The 21,229-nt window shown below is 49.4% G+C and carries 17 protein-coding genes; 9 read left to right on the top strand and 8 right to left on the bottom strand.

Translation table 11 applies throughout. The annotated features are described in order from the left end of the window. The first annotated feature begins 357 nt into the window (after positions 1 to 357). Complete coding sequence (locus tag ACFQNF_RS06250) at positions 358 to 1,659, top strand: tryptophan--tRNA ligase (RefSeq protein ID WP_380186976.1); 1,302 nt, start codon at positions 358 to 360, stop codon at positions 1,657 to 1,659. 162 nt (positions 1,660 to 1,821) lie between these two features. On the opposite strand, the gene ACFQNF_RS06255 is transcribed toward ACFQNF_RS06250, so the two are convergent. Continuing rightward, complete coding sequence (locus tag ACFQNF_RS06255) at positions 1,822 to 3,714, bottom strand: DUF5666 domain-containing protein (protein ID WP_380186978.1); 1,893 nt, start codon at positions 3,712 to 3,714, stop codon at positions 1,822 to 1,824. Between the two features lie 257 nt (positions 3,715 to 3,971). Here ACFQNF_RS06255 and hmpA point away from each other — a divergent pair, with 257 nt between their 5' ends. Beyond that, positions 3,972 to 5,171, top strand: coding sequence for an NO-inducible flavohemoprotein (gene hmpA, locus ACFQNF_RS06260; protein WP_380186979.1), 1,200 nt, complete (start codon positions 3,972 to 3,974; stop codon positions 5,169 to 5,171). A gap of 358 nt (positions 5,172 to 5,529) precedes the next feature. Here the strand turns inward: hmpA and dnaB are convergent, their stop codons facing one another. Continuing rightward, on the bottom strand, positions 5,530 to 6,945 hold the full coding sequence (gene dnaB / locus ACFQNF_RS06265; RefSeq protein WP_380186981.1) for a replicative DNA helicase: 1,416 nt from the start codon (positions 6,943 to 6,945) through the stop codon (positions 5,530 to 5,532). A gap of 443 nt (positions 6,946 to 7,388) precedes the next feature. On the opposite strand from dnaB, the gene ACFQNF_RS06270 reads away from it, so the two are divergent. After that, positions 7,389 to 7,817, top strand: coding sequence for a type II toxin-antitoxin system RatA family toxin (locus tag ACFQNF_RS06270; protein ID WP_380186983.1), 429 nt, complete (start codon positions 7,389 to 7,391; stop codon positions 7,815 to 7,817). Positions 7,818 to 7,837: 20 nt separating this feature from the next. After that, entirely contained in the window at positions 7,838 to 8,146 is a 309-nt protein-coding gene (locus tag ACFQNF_RS06275) for an RnfH family protein (protein WP_380186985.1), read from the top strand. A gap of 22 nt (positions 8,147 to 8,168) precedes the next feature. On the opposite strand, the gene ACFQNF_RS06280 is transcribed toward ACFQNF_RS06275, so the two are convergent. The 6 genes from ACFQNF_RS06280 to ACFQNF_RS06305 form a co-directional block, all read right to left on the bottom strand. After that, positions 8,169 to 11,348, bottom strand: a complete 3,180-nt coding sequence (locus ACFQNF_RS06280) for a hybrid sensor histidine kinase/response regulator (protein WP_380186986.1) — start codon at positions 11,346 to 11,348, stop codon at positions 8,169 to 8,171. Continuing rightward, positions 11,345 to 11,923, bottom strand: coding sequence for a SpoIIE family protein phosphatase (locus ACFQNF_RS06285; RefSeq protein ID WP_380186988.1), 579 nt, complete (start codon positions 11,921 to 11,923; stop codon positions 11,345 to 11,347). Before ACFQNF_RS06285 ends, ACFQNF_RS06280 begins: the two co-directional genes overlap by 4 nt. Positions 11,924 to 11,928: 5 nt before the next feature. After that, positions 11,929 to 12,345, bottom strand: coding sequence for an anti-sigma regulatory factor (locus ACFQNF_RS06290; protein WP_380186990.1), 417 nt, complete (start codon positions 12,343 to 12,345; stop codon positions 11,929 to 11,931). Further along, positions 12,335 to 12,703, bottom strand: coding sequence for an STAS domain-containing protein (locus ACFQNF_RS06295; RefSeq protein WP_380186992.1), 369 nt, complete (start codon positions 12,701 to 12,703; stop codon positions 12,335 to 12,337). Before ACFQNF_RS06295 ends, ACFQNF_RS06290 begins: the two co-directional genes overlap by 11 nt. An 8-nt stretch (positions 12,704 to 12,711) precedes the next feature. Beyond that, positions 12,712 to 13,614 carry a protoglobin domain-containing protein gene (locus ACFQNF_RS06300; protein ID WP_380186994.1) on the bottom strand — a complete coding sequence of 301 codons (903 nt, stop codon included), beginning with the start codon at positions 13,612 to 13,614 and terminating at the stop codon, positions 12,712 to 12,714. 318 nt (positions 13,615 to 13,932) lie between these two features. Beyond that, positions 13,933 to 14,355 carry a DUF4124 domain-containing protein gene (locus tag ACFQNF_RS06305; RefSeq protein WP_380186995.1) on the bottom strand — a complete coding sequence of 141 codons (423 nt, stop codon included), beginning with the start codon at positions 14,353 to 14,355 and terminating at the stop codon, positions 13,933 to 13,935. Between the two features lie 472 nt (positions 14,356 to 14,827). Between ACFQNF_RS06305 and ACFQNF_RS06310 the strand changes: the two genes are divergently transcribed. The 5 genes from ACFQNF_RS06310 to ACFQNF_RS06330 all read left to right on the top strand — a co-directional run. Continuing rightward, entirely contained in the window at positions 14,828 to 17,830 is a 3,003-nt protein-coding gene (locus ACFQNF_RS06310) for a beta-galactosidase (protein WP_380186997.1), read from the top strand. Positions 17,831 to 17,985: 155 nt separating this feature from the next. Then, positions 17,986 to 19,299, top strand: a complete 1,314-nt coding sequence (locus ACFQNF_RS06315) for a glycoside hydrolase family 125 protein (RefSeq protein ID WP_380186999.1) — start codon at positions 17,986 to 17,988, stop codon at positions 19,297 to 19,299. Positions 19,300 to 19,301: 2 nt separating this feature from the next. Further along, on the top strand, positions 19,302 to 20,468 hold the full coding sequence (locus ACFQNF_RS06320; protein WP_380187001.1) for an AGE family epimerase/isomerase: 1,167 nt from the start codon (positions 19,302 to 19,304) through the stop codon (positions 20,466 to 20,468). Between the two features lie 319 nt (positions 20,469 to 20,787). After that, positions 20,788 to 21,039 carry a hypothetical protein gene (locus ACFQNF_RS06325; RefSeq protein ID WP_380187003.1) on the top strand — a complete coding sequence of 84 codons (252 nt, stop codon included), beginning with the start codon at positions 20,788 to 20,790 and terminating at the stop codon, positions 21,037 to 21,039. Between the two features lie 30 nt (positions 21,040 to 21,069). Beyond that, a partial coding sequence (locus ACFQNF_RS06330) for a transposase (RefSeq protein WP_380187005.1) occupies positions 21,070 to 21,229 on the top strand: 160 nt, incomplete at its 3' end.

Consider the following 21,229-nt stretch of genomic DNA (forward strand, 5'->3'; position numbering starts at 1 on the left):
AGGCCTATTAATACCGAAACCAGTTGTCTATTTTTTGAAACTATTTATAAAAAAACAACACTAAGACCATAGGTAAAAATGCCGATCGCGATCAATAATCAAGCTACGCCAAATTAAATATTTACCCCTGACGGGTTTTCACTAGCAAGCCAATACAAATACCTGCAGCCTGCCCCTATTTAAAACAAGCAGATGAAGAATTTATTACAGTCATTTATCTACGCCAATCTATTTTATTAAGCCGGCACTTAAAAAACATGGCTAATGCACGATTTTATTCAATCATTTTGTGCTTACGCAAGCACGCCTCGCCTGCTAGACTTGCTGCCATTCTTGCAGCGTGCAATATAGGAAAAAGTGATGAGTTTGCGTGTTCTTACCGGCATTACCACCTCGGGTACACCCCACTTGGGCAACTATGTAGGGGCCATTCGTCCAGCGATTGTTGCTAGCCAAAGCCCTGATAGTGATTGTTTCTTTTTTATGGCCGATTATCATGCGCTGATTAAGTGCGATGATCCGGCCCGAATCGAGCGCTCGCGCTTAGAAATTGCCGCCACTTGGTTAGCTGCTGGCCTAGACCCTGAGCGCGTTACTTTTTATCGCCAAAGCGATGTACCTGAAGTCACCGAGCTGAACTGGCTGCTGACCTGCGTCACCGCCAAGGGCCAGATGAACCGCGCCCATGCTTACAAAGCCAGCACCGATGTGAATGAGGCCGCCGGTGAAGATGCCGATGCAGGCATTACCATGGGCTTGTTTTGCTACCCTATTTTAATGGCCGCCGATATTCTGCTGTTTAACCCGCACAAAGTACCGGTGGGCCGCGATCAAATTCAGCATATTGAAATGACGCGCGATGTAGCCGCCCGCTTTAACCATTTATTTGGCCAAGGCAGCGATTTATTTGTATTGCCAGAAGCACATATCGAAGAGCACGTTGCCACCTTGCCCGGCCTTGATGGCCGCAAGATGAGCAAAAGCTACGACAATACGATTCCGCTGTTCGAGGGCGGCCACAAGGCGATGAAAGACGCGATCGCTAAAATTGTGACCAATAGCCTCTTACCAGGGGACGCCAAAGACCCTGACAACTCACACCTTGTCACCATTTTTGAAGCCTTTGCCTCAAAAGAGCAAACCCAGCAATTTAAAGACGAGCTGCGTGCGGGCCTCGGCTGGGGAGATGCAAAAAAACGCTTACTGGATTTAATCGAGCGCGATATTGCCCCGATGCGTGAGCGCTATGAAGCCCTAATGGCACATCCAGAAGAAATTGAAGCGCTGCTGCAAGCCGGTGCTGCCAAAGCCCGCGCCACCGCCGCGCCTTTATTAAAGAAAGTACGCGAATCGCTGGGCCTGCGGGCCATGCAAGCGGTTGCTGCACCTATCGCCAAAGCCGAGAAAAAAGCCGCGCTACCACTGTTTAAACAATTCCGCTTAGAAGACGGCTTGTTTTACTTTAACTTCAGCGCCGCCGATGGCCGCCTACTACTGCAAAGCACAGGCTTTGCCCAAGGCAAAGAAGCCGGGCAATGGATCGCCAAACTTAAAAACGAAGGCGTGGCCGCGATTAATGGCGATACCGCCATTAGCTTAAGCGAAGGCGTTGCTGCGACAGATGTGAGTGCGGCTTTGGCGGTGTTGTTGGCTGAATAAAGCTCAGCACCCTGTATCTTTTGTAGAGCGGGTGCAACCCGCATATTTTTCAGTATTGCTCGCGGGTTGCACCCACCCTACAAAAGCAAAAGCCACTCATGCGATGAGTGGCTTTTTTTACGCTAAAAAACGCCTTGCTAGCAACTCCCCAGCAGCATCGTTTTAATCCTCAAACGACACCCTTGTTGCAATCAACACGCCATTGCTCAAGGCTCCCTTCACCTCTAGCACTCGGCCATTGGCAAGATCACTGCTTTTCCCGTCTTTAAATTCTGCCTTGCTGGCATCGGTTTTTTGCCCTGCCACTTTAAAATCGCTGATAGACACAAAATCGCTCAGCGCACCTTTTACCTCTAAGGTGCTTGCCCTGCCTTTGATTTCTATTTTTTGTGCTTGCAGCAGATCCGCATTTTTCAGCACGCTGACTTCTACTTTTACGCCATTCACCAGACTCGCTGACGTGCCACCCTCGATCGGTGTAGTGCTGCTCCAAAGAATAAGCACGCCATTTAATTTAAACTGGCTGCTGCTTACCCCACTCACTACCCCGCTCAGCCTGACAGGCTCTGCCTTAGTCGCCGTAAATTTCACTTCGCGCACTTGTAAAATATCAGCAACGACCTCGCCCCTGATGGTCACTTTTTTACCATTGGCAAAATCAGCCTTGCTCGCCGCTTTATCTGAGCCGGTATTGAGATAGACCGTTTTGTCAGTCAATTGCATAGCTTGGCTGACGCCAGCCAAAGTGAATTTCCCCGTAGCAAGCACATAGTCTTTGATTTCACCGGGGAATGTTCTCACCGCCTGATCTGGCTTGGTGCTTGCGCTGCTGGTCTCAATTTTTAATGCCTTAGCCTGCACCACGCCACTGGCAATACTGCCCTCTAGCTTAACCAAGACGCCATTAGCCAGATTATCTACCGTGCCGCCTTCAATTTTTGCCGCGCTGGCATCCACCAAAGCGCCACGCACTTTAAAACTGGCGAGCGAAATATAGTCGGTTATTGGGCCTTTTAACTCAACTTTGGCATCCGCGCTGTCTTTTACAAATTTCACGCTGGCGGCCACCAGTTTATCGGTCTGCCACACGCCGCCCACACGCACGGCCTTGCCATTAGCCAAATCAGCCGCCACACCCCCTTCAAATTTGGCCTTACTAGCGTCTACCATAACCTCGCCCAGTTTAAAGCTCAGTGCTGTGCCATTAAGGCTGACAACCAACCCGCCAATTTGCATTTTCAGCCCGTCACCAACCTGCGGTTTTTTGACTTTAACGGCCTTGGCGCTCATCAATCCCGCCGCACTAATCGCCTGATCGCTCCATACTGCAATCAACTGGCCATTTTCTAGCACTACGCCTTCTGGACGAAGTTTAGCGCTGCTAAAGTTAACCGTTAAGCCACTGACTACCAGTGTTTTAGCCGTGTTATCAAGCGCACTGACCACGCCAACCACCCGCACCATCACCGCGCTAGCTGGATCTTTGCGCTCTATGCGTGTGGCAACAATCACGCCAGCGGCATCACGGCTACCGTGTACTTCTACAATATCGCCGACCAATAAATCAGCCAGCACACTTGCGCCTTCAAATACCGTGGGCGCGGCTGCGTCAGTTGATACTTTGACGGTTTGCCCTGCCAGCTTGAAACCCACGCCCACTTGTAATTCAGAAATCCTGCCGTAAACCTCGGGCAAGGCAGTCAGCGTTTTAATTTTGTCATCACTACCCTGATCAGACTCCACTTTCATACCAAGCTTAATATCATTACTGGTGCCGGTGCTGCTGAGCGACGGGTCTTGCTCTACCTTAAAGCTGGCGCTGCTGTCATCAAGCGTAACGCCATCAATAATCACGCTGCCAAAACCAGTAACCGTGCCTTGGGCATAAGCGCCACCGCTTGGGGCCGGGGTGGGAGTGGGTACCGCGGTGGGCACCGAGGTCGGGGTCGTTGCCACGGGGGTGGCAGATGATGAGCCGCTACTCCCTCCGCCACAAGCACAAAGCCCCACACTTGCCACAAGAGCCGCGACCCAAACTTTTAAGCGCTGTTCCATGATTTATCCCTTATCCACACCACATTGAGCATCATGGATTGTGGTGGGCAAATACGGCCTGACAACAAGACTTACTACCTTTTCAGTGATAAGCGGCGCAAGAGCACAATTCAAACAAACAACCCACCTTAATGAGAAAGATGCAAGCAGGCAGATCAAGACCAAGCCACTTTATTTTCTAAACATGCAATTTTACCTATACACCCCGCCCTTTAATAGGTAAATTAAATGCACATTTAAAAAACACAGAGATACGCATGCTTAATGCTGCCCAACGAGATTTAGTCCGCGCTACCGCCCCCATCCTCAAACAACATGGTGTTGCACTGACCACACATTTTTATGCACGGATGTTTCAGCACAATCCAGAACTTAAACAAATTTTCAACGAAGGCAATCAGCAGTCCGGCGCGCAGCAGCAAGCGCTAGCAATGGCCGTGGCCGCTTATGCCGAGCATATTGATAACCCTAGCGTGCTGGCCCCTGTGCTCACCCATATCGCCAACAAACACATCAGCCTTGGCATACGCCCAGAGCACTACCCGATTGTGGGCCACCATTTGCTGGCATCTATCCGTGAAGTATTGGGCGCGGCCGCCACCGATGAATTGATTGCAGCGTGGGCCGCAGCCTACGGCCAGCTTGCCGATGTCTTGATTGCCGAAGAAGCACAGCTCTATGCCGCAGCCGCTTTTAAACAAGGCGGCTGGACAGGCTGGCGTGGCTTTGTGGTGGCAAAAAAAGAACAAGAAAGCAGCGAAATCACCTCTTTCTATTTACGCCCCGCCGACGGTGGCAGCGTGCCCGATTACGCGCCAGGGCAATATATTTCGGTAAGGATGTTTGTGCCGGAATGGAATCTGATGCAGCCGCGCCAATACAGCTTATCCGACGCGCCCGGCAATGATTATCTGCGTATTTCGGTAAAACGTGAACAAGCCGGCAATATCATCGGCCAAGTGTCTAATCTGCTGCACAACACAGTCAATGTTGGCGATGTCATCGATCTCGCCCCGCCAGCCGGAGATTTTGTCCTGCATCAGGATCGAACAACCCCCGTGGTTTTAATTAGCGGCGGCGTGGGCATTACCCCCATGATGGCGATGCTCAAGCACTTAGTTAAAACCGGTAGCGATCGAGCCGTGCACTTTGTACACGGCTGCCGCAATAGCGAGGTGCATGCTTTTAAAAATGTGGTGAATCAGCTGGCAACTCAAAAATCCAGCGTCGAAAAAACCGTATTTTATGGCGACGCCTGCCCAGACCATAGCCACGACCATCTGGGCTATGTGGATTTGGCTAAAATCGCCGATAGCGTCATTCTACCCGACGCCGATTACTACCTCTGCGGGCCACTGGCCTTTATGCAAGCCCAGATCAAATCGTTACAAACTATGGGAATTAGTGCAGAGCGGATTCATGCGGAGGCGTTTGGGACAGGGGGTGTGGCGGCTTAGGGCTGGTGCAACCCCGGTCTTATCAACTTACGGGGAACTTGTAGGTTGGGTTAGCAGTCTGCGTGCGAGGTTTACCTCGCTCAGCGATATATTGCGTAACCCAACCTACAAAAACGTTATCTCCCGTGGGTTTTGCTTAAGTTGATAGGATTGGGTGCAACCCGCCTTACAAAAGAGGCACTACCTAACTTTAGGATGGCTCGGTTTTATAGAGTGTACAACGACGTAGTCGTTGCGCACCAAGAGGCGGTGCGCAAGAAAAACACCTTGCACACCCTATAAAATCAGCTTTTTTATGTTTTTGGCTTTAACGATCTGCGTGGACAAGGTAACGCTTTTTGCCCACGCAACTCAGCGCTTACTCAAGATCACTCGACCAGCCATCTGGGCGAACCAAGGCGTTTTCAAAGCGAGAATGCTGGCCCACAAACACCAGCGGGATCTTACCAACGGGGCCGTTACGGTGTTTACCAATAATGCATTCCGCAAGACCCTTGAATTGAGTATCTGGGTTATAGTATTCATCGCGGTACATAAATAAAATCAAATCTGCATCCTGCTCAATCGCGCCCGATTCACGCAAATCCGACATCATTGGGCGTTTATCTGTGCGCTGCTCTACAGACCGAGAAAGCTGCGAGAGCGCGATAATCGGCACTTTCAGCTCTTTTGCCAATGATTTCAAGCCTCGGGAAATCTCACCCAGCTCGGTCGCGCGGTTCTGGTCTTTTGCGCCAGCCCGCCCCGCCATCAACTGCAAGTAATCGATCACAATTAAGCCAAGCTGGCCGCCACATTGCCGCGCAAGTCGTCTAGCCTTAGTACGAATATCCAAAGCTGTTAGCGAGCCGGTTTCTTCAATAAAAATCGGCGCTTCGTTCATTTTTCCAACGGCGTGGGTCAGGCGCACCCAATCCTCATCTTCAAAACGACCCGTTTTAAGTTTGTGCAAATCGATGCGGCCAATCGAGCCGACCATACGCATACCCAGCTGAGTTGCGCCCATTTCCATAGAGAAAATCGCCACCGGCAGCTTAAGCTCGATGCCGACGTGCTCGGCAATATTCACCGAAAACGCCGTTTTACCCATAGAAGGACGGCCCGCCACGATAATTAAATCGCCTGCCTGCATACCCGAGGTCATTCGATCGAGGTCTAAAAAACCCGTTGCAACACCGGTGACTTCGGACGGATTGTCTTGTTGGAATAGATAATCGATACGCTCAACAATCTCTTTTAAAATCGGCGGCATGCCGATAAAGCCTTTTTGGCCGCGAGACGATTGCTCGGCAATTTGGAACACGGCCGATTCGGCCTGATCGAGTAGCTCGGATGCTTCTCGCCCGCTGGGGCTATACGCCGCATCGGCAATATCGGTGGCAACCGACGCCAACTGGCGCATGACTGATTTTTCGCGGACAATCTCACCATAACGGCGAATATTGGCGGCAGATGGGGTGTTTTGCACCAAAGAGCCCAAATAGGCCAAACCGCCCACATAAGTAAGCTCTTCGTGGGTATCGAGCGCTTCGGCCACGGTAATCACGTCGGCGGGACGGCCCAGCTCTACCAGCTTGGCAATCACGGCAAAGATGCGGCGGTGATCATCACGGTAGAAATCGGCTTCAAATAAGGTGTCAGCAATCTTGTCGAATGAGCTGTTATCCAGCATCAGGCCACCAAGCACAGATTGCTCAGCCTCAACCGAATGCGGTGGCATGCGGATGTTTTCAAGTTGCGTCATGGAGTAGTCGGGGTTACGATGCTCGGTCATTTTTTTACATCTAGTGTGCTTGCTGGAAGCTCGGCATTTTACGCTACAAACAACGGTGCGGCGGATAGTAATACCTCACGCCGCCATATAGACAAACTAAGCAGTCTATTCGTAAAACAATTATAAGGCGGGTGCAAGCCGTAATGCCGTTCACTTAAGGTATTGGTTTTGCTTCCCCCTTAGAAAAAGGGGGATTGAGGGGGATTTGCCTTGGGGTTTTTGCTTATTTTAAGCCCAACATCAACTGCAAATCCCCCCTAGCCCCCCTTTACAAAGGGGGGAACTCAAACAAAACCGCTTAAGTGAACGGCATTAGGAGCAAGCCGCGTGTTTGTTAACATTGCTCGCGGGTTGCACCCGCCCTACAATTTTAAAGCAGGGAAATGAGCGGAAAGCACATCCTTAGCATTCCCCAAGTCGCCTTATTATCATAAAGACAAACTATGCAGTCTATTCGTAAAACAGTCTTAGTCTCCCACTCCGCGGATCGCATGTTTGATCTGGTAGATCGCGTCGAGAACTATCCAAAATTCCTACCTTGGTGCGGCGGCGTAGAAGTACACGAGCGTACCGACACCGTACTGGATGTCACCGTACAAATTGAGTTTTTAAAAGTAAAAACTTTTTTCCGTACCCGAGATATTAAGTCGAAGCATTTAATTGATATGCAATTTGTGGATGGCCCGTTTAAAGCCTTGCATGGTGTGTGGCGTTTTACACCGCTAATGGAAGACGCCTGCAAAGTAGAATTTGAGCTAGATTATGAGTTTTCCAGCCGAGGCTTAGAAATGATTATTGGTCCCGTATTTAATAAAATCACCAACACTTTTGTAGATGCTTTTATTAAACAAGCCGATAAAATTCATCCATAAGCCGATTGATCAGGGCCATCATGAGTACATTAATCAATATTGAAGTGGTCTATGCCACGCCTGTTTTGCAGAAACTGATTGCCCTCAAAGTGAGTGCAGGCACAAGTGCAGAGCAAGCCATTACCCAATCTGGCGTTTTAGATTTTTTTCCGGAAATTGATTTATCCAGCAATAAAATCGGTATCTTTTCTAAAGCCTGCAAGCTTGAGACCGTATTGCGGGAAAAAGATCGGGTAGAGATTTACCGCGCCCTCCTAGCCGATCCTAAGGAAATTCGCAGACAGCGCGCTTTAGAGGGAAAAGTCACAAAGAAAGGCGGCGCGGCTTAATGCCCTCTTCGCCGCCCCTTTTCTAAACTTGAGCCAGATTAGCGCTCATTTTTTGTAAAATCGGCAACGCTTCACCAAAGTTGAATTTCTCCAGCGCAATCCGAAACGCTGCAAATTCTGCCGGATCAAAAAAATCGCTCATCGCGTCGCCGTATTTACTCATCACGGTAAGCGCTTCCGCATCCATATCAGTCAGCAATCGCTCTAACCAGGTCAATAAGTTTTGCAACTCCTTAGCCGGCATTCTTCCTGCGGGTGCGGGCGTATTGGCAAAAGGATCTTCACCATTGATATATTCACTCACCTCGCGCATCAGTACGCTGAGATGCTGATCAAGCAGCAACAAATCGTCCTTGACCTCATTTAAACCCCCGCCATGCGAAATAGCTAATTCAATTCGCCCTGCAATTTCTGAGACTTTAGTTCCACCCAAGGTTGCGCTCAAACCTTTTAAGGTGTGCGAGTAGCGCAAAGCAGGCTCTAATTCATTCGCCAGCAAAGCCGCATGGGTTCTTTGCACACAATCGGCCTCGCTACCGCAAAACTGTTTAAGCATACGCAGGTAGAGTGATGGGTTATTCAGCACATAGCCCAAGCCCACTTTTACATCTAGCTCCTGACGCGCCACCTCCTTAGCGGGAGCAGCAGGCGACACTGGCGGTGCTACAGCTACTTCAGGCAAAGAAACCACCGGAGCAGTAAGCAAGTCAATAGACAGCACATCAACGGGGGACGAACCCACCGGCCCTTTTGCCTCACCTGCCGGCGTTGTCACGCGCCAATGTTTTAAACAGGCAAAAAACTGAGCAGGGTCTATCGGCTTGGAAATATGATCATTCATTCCCAAATCAAGGCAACGCGCTCGCTCTTCCACCATGGCGTGCGCCGTCATTGCAATCAAGGGAATCGCGTTGTAGCGCGGATCGGTGCGAATGTGCTTGGATGCCTCGTAACCATCCATAACCGGCATCTGCATATCCATTAAAATCACATCGAAATACCCCGCCCCCAATTGCTCCAGTTTTTCTAACGCTTCTTTACCATGATTCGCCACCACGACCTCCACGCCAACCGTGGCCAGTAGCTCTGTGGCAATTTGCTGATTAATCGGATTATCTTCCGTCAGCAGCACAGACATACCCTGCAAGCCAACATCTACCTCATCCTGTGGTGCAGAATGGCTATCAGAAACATCATCGTCTGCAAAAATCGAAACCAGACAATCCGTGAGTGAAGACGCATTCACAGGTTTGGTTAAAATGGCACTGATATTCAGACTTTGCGCTTGGATATAAATATCTTCACGATCAAACGCCGTCACAATCACCAGCTTTGGCGCATCTGCTGGCAGCACTTCCTGAATTTTCTGAGCCGCTTGTGCACCATCCATAATCGGCATTTGCCAATCGAGCAAAACCAGGCCAAAAGGATCACCACGTTGGTGGGCCGCGCTGCAAAGCTCCACCGCGCCCTGCCCTGAGCCCACGTGTTCAATTCGCATACAAAACCGCTTTAGCACTTCGATAATCGCTAAGCGTGCATGCTCATGATCATCCACCACCAAAACACGCATATTATTGATTTCGGCGGGTAAAGCACGCCTTCTGATTTCTTTATGCTCAATACCAAACCACGCCGTAAACACAAACTGGCTGCCCACTCCGCTTTCGCTCTCTGCCCAAATGCGCCCGCCCATCAACTCAACCAAGCGTTTACTAATTGAAAGCCCCAGCCCTGTACCGCCAAACTTACGCGTGGTACTGCTATCGGCCTGAGTAAACGCCATAAACAGCTTACCCAGCTGCTCTTGCGTCATGCCAATACCGGTATCCCGTACTCTGAATTCTAATTGTGTTTGCTCATGGTTTTTTTCCATACAACGAATCGTGATTTCTACCTCGCCCGATTCGGTAAACTTCACTGCATTATTGACCAGATTAATCATAATCTGGCTAAGCCTCAATGAATCGCCCAATAAGCAAGGTGGAATATCAACTGGGTTATGAATAACAAATTCCAAACCTTTTTCAAATACTTTTTGCGTGGTAACCGTACACATATTATTTAGTACTGTTTCCAGATCAAATGGTGCAACTTCAATATTTAACTTACCCGCCTCAATTTTAGAAAAATCAAGAATATCATTGATAATTCCTAATAAAGACGTGCCTGCATGGTGTATTTTTGACAGATAATCCCGCTGCTTAGGCGGCATTTCTGCTTTTAATGCCAAATGCGACAAACCAATCACCGCATTCATAGGGGTGCGAATTTCATGGCTCATATTAGCCAAGAAACTCGATTTAACCGATGCCGCTTCTTCTGCTTTGGTTTTAGCCGATTGCAGCTCTTGCTCTACTAATTTGCGCTGGCTGATATCCCGCGCAAATAAAGTACCGCTACAATGCCCCTCTATATTCAGCACCGTCATACCGACTTCCACCGGCAATAAGCTTCCCGAGCGATTACGAGCCAATAATTCCCAAAAACGGGCCGTAGTCATACGAGATGTGGCTTCGCTTAAGCCTGATTCCAAAATCAAGGGCAAATCGCCATCGCCTTCAATATGAATCAAGCTTTGCAATTTTAAGCCCACTACTTCGGCAGGCGAAAAGCCAAAGGTCAATTCTGCAGCGCGATTCCAATCTGTTACACAACAATCATAATCCAATAAAATAACGGCAATTGGTGCACCTTCAATCACAGCCTTTGATTGCATTTCGCTTTGCTGTAATGCCATCGCCCTACGGCCTACTTCTTGCTCTAAACCTTCTTTATGCGCGGCTAATTCAGAATTATTAGCCGTCAGTTCGGCCATTAATTCATCACGCGTTTGCTCATTGACAATATTTTTAACTTTTTGAATGTTTTCGGCATCTTGCAAGCCAATTCTAAAACCCAATTCTAGTACGCCATCAGCCAGCTCATGCTGTTCATCAAAAAATGCAGATAATCTGTGTTTTTTCCATCCTTCCTCTGCCTGCACTACAAAACACAAAAGATCATTATCAATACCAAACACCAGTTCGCACGCTCCTGACGAGCGCCTCACCCACTGGCAGAGCGAATAAAAACCCGTCAGCAGAAAATCGCTGCGCATTCGATCAATATGCAAGCATTCCAAGGCACGCCGCAGCTTATCTCGCGCAAGATAAACGCCATCTTCGCCCCGTAAATCCATTACGCCAAGTTTAATCATCATGTGCACTTTATCGCCAGGCAAGTGGCATCGTCGTAAAGCTTCCCATAACGGCTTAACATATTGGCAACCATTTCATTCAGATTGCTGTTTCTGCGCTCCAGCAAAATCTGCTCACCAGAAATATGCTCTTGTATGCCATCCGTCGCCAATAAAAAAACATCATTACTTTTGAAATTAAATGTTTCAATTCGCAAGCTGCGTAATGCAATACCCAAGGTGCCTGCCTGCGCTGAAAAAGTGACACAGCTGTCGCTCAATTTACGCATCACCGTATTGCCTATCGTGACACATCGCGCACTGCCATCATGCGCTAAGAAAGCCAATGTAATCGCCGTGCCCCGCGAGCCACGGATATGCTCATGCAATGTCTTAACCACATATTCAATATCCTCGCTGCCATTTTTTTCCAGCCATTGCTCGCATTCCCGCGCCAGCTCATGTGCTTCTGGGCCATGGCCTAATACATCTAAGATTCCGACAAACAGCCCATTTTCCATCGGCTTAACGATCGTGCCATCGCCACACAGCACCTCACCAAAACAAGGCCGCAAGCAACGTGCAAATTCAAATTGCATAACGCTTAGTTTTTCCATTTTCTAAATAGCACACGAGTGCCTTTATGTGGTTCAGAACTAATCTCAAATTCATCTGCCAATCGGCGTGTACCCGGCAGGCCCAAGCCCAGCGTGCCCTTGGTACTAAAGTGCTCGGTCATTGCCAATGCCATATCATTAATTCCCGGGCCATGATCCTCGGCCACCACCTCTAATCCCTCACGCTGCTGATGCACAACCCAAGAAAAAATCATCACTCCTTCGCCTGCATATTTCACAATATTGGTCGCCAGCTCGGATGCTCCCGTCGTGATTTCTGTTACCGCCACAGGAGAAAATCCACACTGCTTTGCCAAAGAAAAAACATAAGCAACCAGCATTGCTGCATCAGCCTCATTTTTTATTCTGCGCCAAACCGTTGCCATTTCCACGCTAGGTTTCATGCAATAAATCCAGTGCTTGCCGGATAGTCTGGCAACCTCGCAATGCAGAAAGATTACTATCAAGCGCAGCCAACCCGGCAATCACCCCCGGCCTAAAGCCAATAAAAACGGTTTTAGCCCCCATCATTTTCAGCATTTTGCTTAAATCAATCAGCGCAGCAAAACCATCAACGTCTAAGGCATCGACTTCAGATAAATCAAGCATCACCCCCTTCGCCGCCACTTTTGTAACCTGCTCTAGTAATCTATTTTGCAGCTCAGTCAATGTTGAAGGGCGCAGCTCGGCCTGCACACACACAAGCAGAGCATCTTCAACCATCGAAATGGCTACTCCCCCCCCTGATTCACGATCTGCCATCCCTCCTCCTAAACCTCATCCACTCTTTTCATTCGTATGCCTACGCTTTTAAACGCCTGCTCTAGCGCATCACGCAAGGTGGCATGGGTTGTCATTCCTTCAATATCAATCCCTAAATGAACAATCGTTTGCGCAATCGAAGGTGAAACACCGGAAATCAGGCTGGTACAGCCCATTAACCGGGTTGCTTTTGTGATTTTAATTAAATGATTGGCCACACCAGAATCCACAATCGCCACGCCGGATATATCCATAATAAATACGCGGGAGCGTGTTTCAGCAATTTTATTCAAAATAGCCGCCATAATATCCTGAGCGCGTTTTGAATCAATAATCCCTACTACAGGCAGCATCAGGATATCTTGCCAAATCATTGTAACCGGGGTGGACATTTCCATTAAAGCACGGCTTTGCTCATTAATTCGTTCATTAATCAGCCGCGTATAGGTTTCCACCACAATAGAAGTATCTAAATGCAATAGCTTGGTAATAGACGCTACTGCCTTGCCGTATTCCTCACTAAACAAACCGCCATCGTAAAGTTTCTTAGTAAATAATACAAAGGAGTAATTCATTCCCGCAAAATAGCTGGGCAAAGATAAACCAATCCGCGCGTGTGTTTCACCTAAGCGCCGCCTATCCTCGATATAGGTATCATCTAAAACGCCAGCAAAAAAACGCTTCCAATAAGTAACTTGCGCATTTTGGGCTCTTTTTTTAACTTCATCATTCGACATTAGCGTTTGATATTCAGGCAACTCACGCATCCATTCATAAAAATGCGTTAAATATTCAGGCATTTTTGGCACCACTAAGGCACCGTACTTTCGAACGACTTCCAGATCGGCATCATCAATATCATGCAAACGCATAATATCTTTAAACGATGTTTGGTTAGCATGCTCGTGCATATCAACTCACCTTACCCGCTATGGCTGACACTCACCCAATACGCTCGTCAGCATTTTGTAAAATAATGATTCAGCTCTATTTTCAAGAACCATCAGCTTCTTATCTAGATAGCTAGGTGAAAGGACTTTAGCAATGGATAAAACAAATCTTTACGCTAAATATTAAAGATTACAAGACGGTGTCAGCAATTCGACAGCATCTAGATACGCCGCCTTGGGGGACGCTAAATGGTGGGCCTGGAAGAAAAATGCAATTCACCGCGCGCAAGCAATAAAAAACCGCCCATACAGGCGGCTTGGCGGAAAAATACATGCACTTCAGGGGCAAACTCGCTTGATATTCGCTTCTACGCTGGCCGTTTCAGCCTTACGCTGCGCCGCCTCCATAAACTCCAGCTTGCCTTTTTCATTGACGCTCGAAAACTTTTTTGAGCCTTGCAAATAGCTCAGCCTTGCCATGGCTTCTTTACATGCTTTTTCATCTTTTTCACTTTTTGCCGCCACAGGCACACTCGCCACAGGCGCGCTGGCTTTTACCTCCACACCACTTGCTGCAGAAGCCTCTCGGCGCTGAGACGACATCGTACTAACAGGCAAATCCTTGGTTTTAAGCACTTCTGCTTTATTGCCTTTAGGTGGCTGATCAGAATAATGCATCATGCCTGCTGCATCTTTCCATTTATAGATTTCTGCATGGGCAGCGCCCGTGATAAGCAGAGCAATAAATATAAACGTTTTCATTATGAGGACTTCCCTGTTTTTAGCGCAGTACGGATACAAGCTCTATTAAAATAAGCCAAATACATAAAATAAATCAATTTACCATGTCATTGGCAATGCTGATTAACCCTTTTCAATCATGCACTTTAGTAACAATGAACAAGTTCCGCCGAAAAATGAAACTTTCTGCGCAAAGGCTCATCCACCTATTACCCCTACTCTATTCCAAAGCCAGCCACTGCCATTTTTAACAATGGGAGCGTAGCGCCAGCATTCTATATACATAAGCCATTGATTGATTACAATCAGCAAAATAGACTAGAAAGCAAATTAATTAAACAAACAAACAGAATGTAATCAATACTATGGAGCAGGCAGGGTAGCGAAATTACCAAACCCATCTGCTGCCATATGGTAAGCATTGCGGCAGTAAACCCGCTGCGTTTTACGTGCCCGCCAGCCCCAAATGCAAATGCGGTTAAAAGGAGAACGCATGAGTGCCATTTTTTTTTACGATGCAAATCTGGCTTACCACGGCGAACGCCCACATCAGGATGATCTGGCCCGCTGGCAGGAATCTGGCACACTCGCCGATTGCAATACCCTTATCAATGCCTTAAATAGTGCATCAGCGGGGAGCTGTGTCATCGCCACACACGGAGCCTATTTCCCGTATGAGGCTTGGCCTGCGCTACTCAATTTCTTACAAAATGGCGGCAATTTACTCAGCATGGGCAATATGCCTTTTTCTGCCCCAACCACCCTTTTTAGAGATTTAAATATCCATGAAATGCTGGCCGTTGATAGCAGCGCAGCCATCAGTATTGAGGCGGGTGAGCAATACCCCTTACTCAGCAAGCAAACCCATCTGTTTGCACCGCAAGACGCCAGCTGCGGCTTGGTGCTTATGCCCACCAAGCATAAAGATTGCCCAAAAGAATCCAGCTCTAACGGGCCGATGGATGCGCGTATTTACCCGCTGATCACCGCCCAAGATGCCTCAGGCAGAGCGATTGCCGCCCCTGTTGTTCTGATCGAAAACCATCGCGGTGCTTTTGCAGGTAGCCGCTGGCTGTTTGTAAACGTCAACGCCACAGCGCTGTTTTGGGAGCAAGGCGGTAGCGATGCACTCATCAACTGGGCCAAGTTTTGTGCCAGAGGCGTAACCGAAATCTGGATTAAATCTGATTTTGCCTGCTACTACCCCAGCGAAGTGCCTACATTTAACTTACAAATTGAGGCCTTACGCAGCAACGCTGCATGCCAGTGGCAATTTGATATCACCATTATGCAAGCGGGCAAAATGCTGATTAAAGAAACACTGGCACTGAATACCACTGCGCATGGCCCAGTATTTCACCGCAGCACGCCCCCGATGGTAATTCAGTCAGGCTATTACGCCATCCACTGCCGCGCCGTTTCTGCCTTTGGCGAAGTGCGTGAATTGCAGCAGGGCTTTTGGGGCCGAGACCACCGCTTACTCGAAGAAGGTCAGCCGCTTTGCGCGGGCCGCGATTACTTCACCCGTGGCGGCAAACCCGTGCCGATTGTCGGCATGACCTATATGGCCAGCGATGTGCATCGCAAATTTTTACAGCTACCCAACCCCGCAGTTTGGGATAGGGATATGGCCGAATTTGCCCGCATGGGCATCAACTATATTCGCACCGGCATCTGGACAGCATGGCGGCAAGTGATGTTCGCCGATGGCCACGCGCAAGAAGCCGCCTTACGCGCTATCGATGCCTTCTTACACTGCGCTAAACGCCACAACCTTGAAACTTGCTTTACCTTTTTTACCTTTACTCCAGAAACGTGGGAAGGCCAAAACCCCTACCTAGACCCGCGTGCCATCGCCGCACAAAAGCGTTTTATTTCTGCCATTGTCAGCCGCCACAAAGACAGCAGCCATGTGCACTGGGATTTAATCAACGAGCCATCCATGTTTAACCCCGAGCAGATTTTCCTTGGGCCACGCAGCGTGCAAGACCCAATCGAAATCGCCGCATTTAGAACATGGTTGCAACAGCAAGACGCGGATATCGCCAGCTGGCAGCAACGCTGGAATCGCAGCCCTGCCGATCTGCCCGATTGGAACGCGGTACTGCCACCGCTACATCAAGATGTGGGCCATAACCCGACTGAAATTCTGCCTAAGCAACACGGCATCTGGCTGGATTACAGCCTATTTAGCCAAGACATGCTTAACCGCTGGATCGCTGATTTAAGCGCCACCCTCCGCGCCATCGCCCCACAACGTTTAATTACCGTCGGCCAAGACGAGGCACTAGGGATGCAGCGCCCATCGCCCATGTTTTTTGCCGAGGCGGTGGATTACACCAATGTGCATAGCTGGTGGCTGAATGACGATCTGGCTTGGGACACTATCTTTAGCAAAACGCCTAACAAGCCCAGCCTCGTGCAAGAAACCGGCATCATGCATATCGAAAGCCCCAATGGCCGCAGTAAGCGCAGCGAAACCGAACTCGCCCATATGCTAGAACGTAAATATGCTTACGCCTTTATTAATGGCGGCGCGGGTGCGGTGCAGTGGTTGTGGAATATCAACTACCACATGGATAACATCAACGAATCGCATATCGGCGCATGCCGAGCCGATGGCACACGTAAGCCCGAAACCATGGTCAGCGAAGATTTTGGCAGCTTCTTTAAGGCTGTTGCCCCAATCATGCAAGGTAGAAAGCTAGAAGACGTGGCGGTGATTTACCCCTTTAGCAACGATTATGGTAACCGCCGCTTTGCACTAGAAGCCACGCAGCGCCTTGTGCGCGTGATGCAATACGAGCTAAAAGTACCAGTGCGCGCCATCAGCGAATATCATCTCGCCGACCTAGACCACGCGCCCGCCAAGCTGATCATCATCCCCAGCCCGCACACCCTATCGCAAGCCGCCCGTGATTGGATTGGACTATGCAAAACACCGATCCTGCTAACCGGCCCCTGCGATTTAGACGCTTACTGGCAGCCCTGCCAAGCCCTAATGAGTGAATCAGACACGCGTAATCTGCAACGTGAGGAATCCATCCATATAGGCAGCCATAAATACCGCGCCAGCTTTGGTGGCGACAAAATTGCCAAGCTGAGCAAGGGTAATACACTGGGTAGCTTACAGACCACGGGCAATATCATGTGGTGCCCACTGCCTTTAGAAATGAACGATCGTACCGAACCGCTGCTTGCGCTCTATCAAACCGCAATGGATTGGGCAGGCCTAAGCTCACCATTAAACTGGCTATCCGGCGAGCAACCCGGCGTATTCGCCCAAAAACTCAGCTTTGAGCTTGGCGCATTATGGATTTTGGTGAACGAATCAGGGCAGACAGAAGCCATCAGCTTTGAAGACAAAGCCAGCGGCATCATCTATTCACTCACCATCGCCAGCGAGCGAGCGGTCTTATTTGCTACAGACAAGGAAGGCAAAGTGACAGCAAGATTGAGGAAGCACAAGGTGAATCAGCAGTCAGGTACAAGCTAAAAGGTGGATGAAGGCGTTTTTATAGGGTGTGCAAGGTGTTTTTCTTGCGCACCGATTCTCTGCACTCCGACTTCGTCGCGGTACACCCTATAAAACTTTTAAATCTAGCAAATCCATCAATAACCCCCACACCCTTTCCACAACCGAGCCATCTCTTGCAGCCACAAAAATTCCACAGCACCGCCGTCAACGATTATATCGAAAGCATCAGCCAACACATCTCTGATCCCGCCTTACAGCGCTTATTTCGCCAGTGCTACCCCAATACACTCGATACCACCGTGGCTTTTCAGATGGTAGATGGCCTGCCCGATACTTTTGTGATTACTGGCGATATTCACGCCATGTGGCTGCGGGACAGCGCGGCGCAAGTATGGCCTTATTTAGCGCATATACAACAAGACCCTCGGCTTGCCGACATGATTGCCGGGCTAATCCGCCGCCATAGCGCCTGCATCCTGATCGATCCTTACGCCAACGCCTTTAACGACGGCCCTGCCCATAGCGAATGGCAGAATGACAACACCAGCATGTTGCCCGAATTACACGAGCGCAAATGGGAGTTGGATTCCCTGTGCTACGCCATCCGCTTAGCGCATGGCTTTTGGCAAGGCAGCTCCGACCGTAAGCCTTTTGATGGGCAATGGCTGGCGGCTATGAAGCTGGCTGTAGCCACCATGAAAGCACAGCAGCGCAAAGAAAATCGCGGGCCTTACTCCTTTACCCGCAACGGCAGCTGGCAAGCCGATACCTTGGCTTGCGATGGCTGGGGTAATCCTACTCGCCCCGTGGGGCTGATCGCATCGATGTTTAGGCCATCGGACGACGCCACTGTTTTGCCGTTTTTAGTGCCATCTAACTTTTTTGCCGTCATCAGCCTGCGCCAGCTCGCCAGCATGGTGGTCGACCTCTTTAATGAGACCGCCTTTGCCGCCGAATGCAACGCTCTGGCTGACGAAGTCGCCGCTGCGCTGCAAACCCACGCCATTGTTCAGCATCCTAAACACGGCGCAATTTACGCGTATGAAGTGGACGGCTACGGCAGTGCACTGCTGATGGACGACGCCAATATCCCTAGCCTACTGTCCTTACCCTATTTAGGCGCGGTAGCCGCAGACGATGCGGTGTATCTAAACACCCGCCGCTTTGCGCTCTCTACAGACAACCCGTGGTTTTTTAAGGGGGATCAGTTTGAAGGCAATGGCAGCCCGCACACCCTTGCGCCAATGATTTGGCCAATGTCTATCATCATGCGGGCTATGACCAGTGATCAAGACAACGAAATCCGCCTCTGTTTGCACATGCTTAAAAGCAGCCACGCCGAAACTTACTATATGCACGAATCATTCAACGCCAATCAGCCGCAGCAATTTACCCGCAGCTGGTTTGCATGGGCCAACACCCTGCTTGGTGAACTCATCAGCAAGATAGCCCAAGAGCGCCCCCATTTACTCTCTGCAAAGGAATAGCCATGTTTCGCACAAGAGAATTTCTACTTAAACATATTCGCCACACGATGGCGTTTTACGACCCGATCTCGGTCGATCCGGCGGGTGGTTTTTATCATTACTACATGGATGACGGCAGCATTTACGATAAGGAAAGCCGCCATCTCGTCTCGTCCACCCGCTTTGTGTTTAATAACGCCATGGCGTGGCTGGAGTTTGGCGAAAAGGAGTATCAAGCACGCGTCAGGCACGGCATAGACTTTATTCGCAAAGTGCATTTCAACCCGCAAACCGGCGGCTACGCTTGGGAAGTTAAAAACGGCGAAGTGACGGATGCCACCAACCAATGCTACGGCCTCGCTTTTGTGATGCTAGCTTACGCCTGCGCCTATCGCAGCGGCATGGATGAAGCCAAAGCATGGCTGGATGAAACTTACGACACCATGGAGCAACACTTCTGGCTGCCCGAATACGGCGTTTACGCCAGCGAAGCCAGTAGCGACTGGGTGCTGGATGATTATCGCGGCCAAAACGACAATATGCACGGCTGCGAAGCCATGCTCGCCGCCTTTGAAGCCACCGGCGAAATTCGCTATTTAGACCGCGCTAAACGACTGGCCACCAACTTTACCCAGCGGCAAGCCGCCTTTACTGAAGGGCAAATCTGGGAGCATTTTCGCACCGATTGGACGCCCAATTTGCAATACAACAAGGGCAACAAAACCAACATCTTCCGCCCTTGGGGCATCCAAACCGGCCACCAAACCGAATGGGCCAAACTGCTACTCATTTTAGACCGCCACGACCCGCAGCCTTGGCACTTGGCCCGCGCCCGCGAGCTGTTTGACGAAGCCATGTCATCCGGCTGGGACGAAGCACACGGCGGGCTGATCTATGGCTACGACTTGGACGGCGAGCCTTACGATCAGGACAAATATTTCTGGGTGCAAGCCGAATCCCTCGCCGCCGCCGCCCTACTGGCAGACCAAACTCGGGATGAAAAATACTGGCAAGCCTACGATAAAATCTGGGCCTACAGCTGGGAGCACTTCGTAGACCACCAACACGGCGCGTGGTACCGCATCCTCAGCCCCGACAACCAGAAAATCGACCAACACAAATCCCCCGCCGGCAAAACCGACTACCACACCATGGGCGCGTGTTATGAGGTTTTGAGGGTGGTTGATTAAGCAAGGTAATTAAAACGTAGGGCGCAATCGCCGCAGGCATTGCGCCAATAAAATCAACAATTACAGCTTCTTACGGCACTAAACTATCCACTTAAAAATACATATATTTATCATACATCTAAATTTAATACCTTAGGTGATTGACTATCAAAAAGCTTACTACTCACTTAAACTAGCCACAATAACTCATTAAATATCCTTTGATAAAACATCTATGACATCAAAATATCCTGCACCACCCTACTCTTGTGGGCATGTTCTGCACACAGACCACCCAGCTTTTATTATGGTCTATTACACTCCTCGCAAGAACAGCCTGATGCAAGCGCAAGTGGCATGTGAAGATTGCGAAGAAGGTCGTGCGATGATCTCCTTTCTTTCTCCCATGGATGCAATCCTAGAAGCCGCATACAACTCAAAACCTCCCTCTCAGATCTATCAGGTTTTACCTATTGAGCAGTTCGACCCGCGTGAACTTATTGAATACAATTCCGAACAACTGATTATCTTTTATCACTATGGATATGCCGCTTCGGTAATCCCCCCACAAAACCAGCTCATTTTTAAGTAGAATTTTCTCGCAGTCTTTGAGGAGCTCTACATGAAAGCAGCACGCTATTCCGACAGCCAGATTATGGCGATTTTAAAGCAAGCCGAAGCTGGTTCGACCGTTCCTGATCTGTGCCGCGAGCACGGTATGAGCTCTGCCTCTTTCTACAAGTGGCGCGCTAAGTTTGGCGGCATGGACGTTTCCATGATGA

The sequence above is a fragment of the Iodobacter arcticus genome (genome assembly GCF_042664895.1).
Taxonomy (GTDB): Bacteria; Pseudomonadota; Gammaproteobacteria; order Burkholderiales; family Chitinibacteraceae; genus Iodobacter; species Iodobacter arcticus.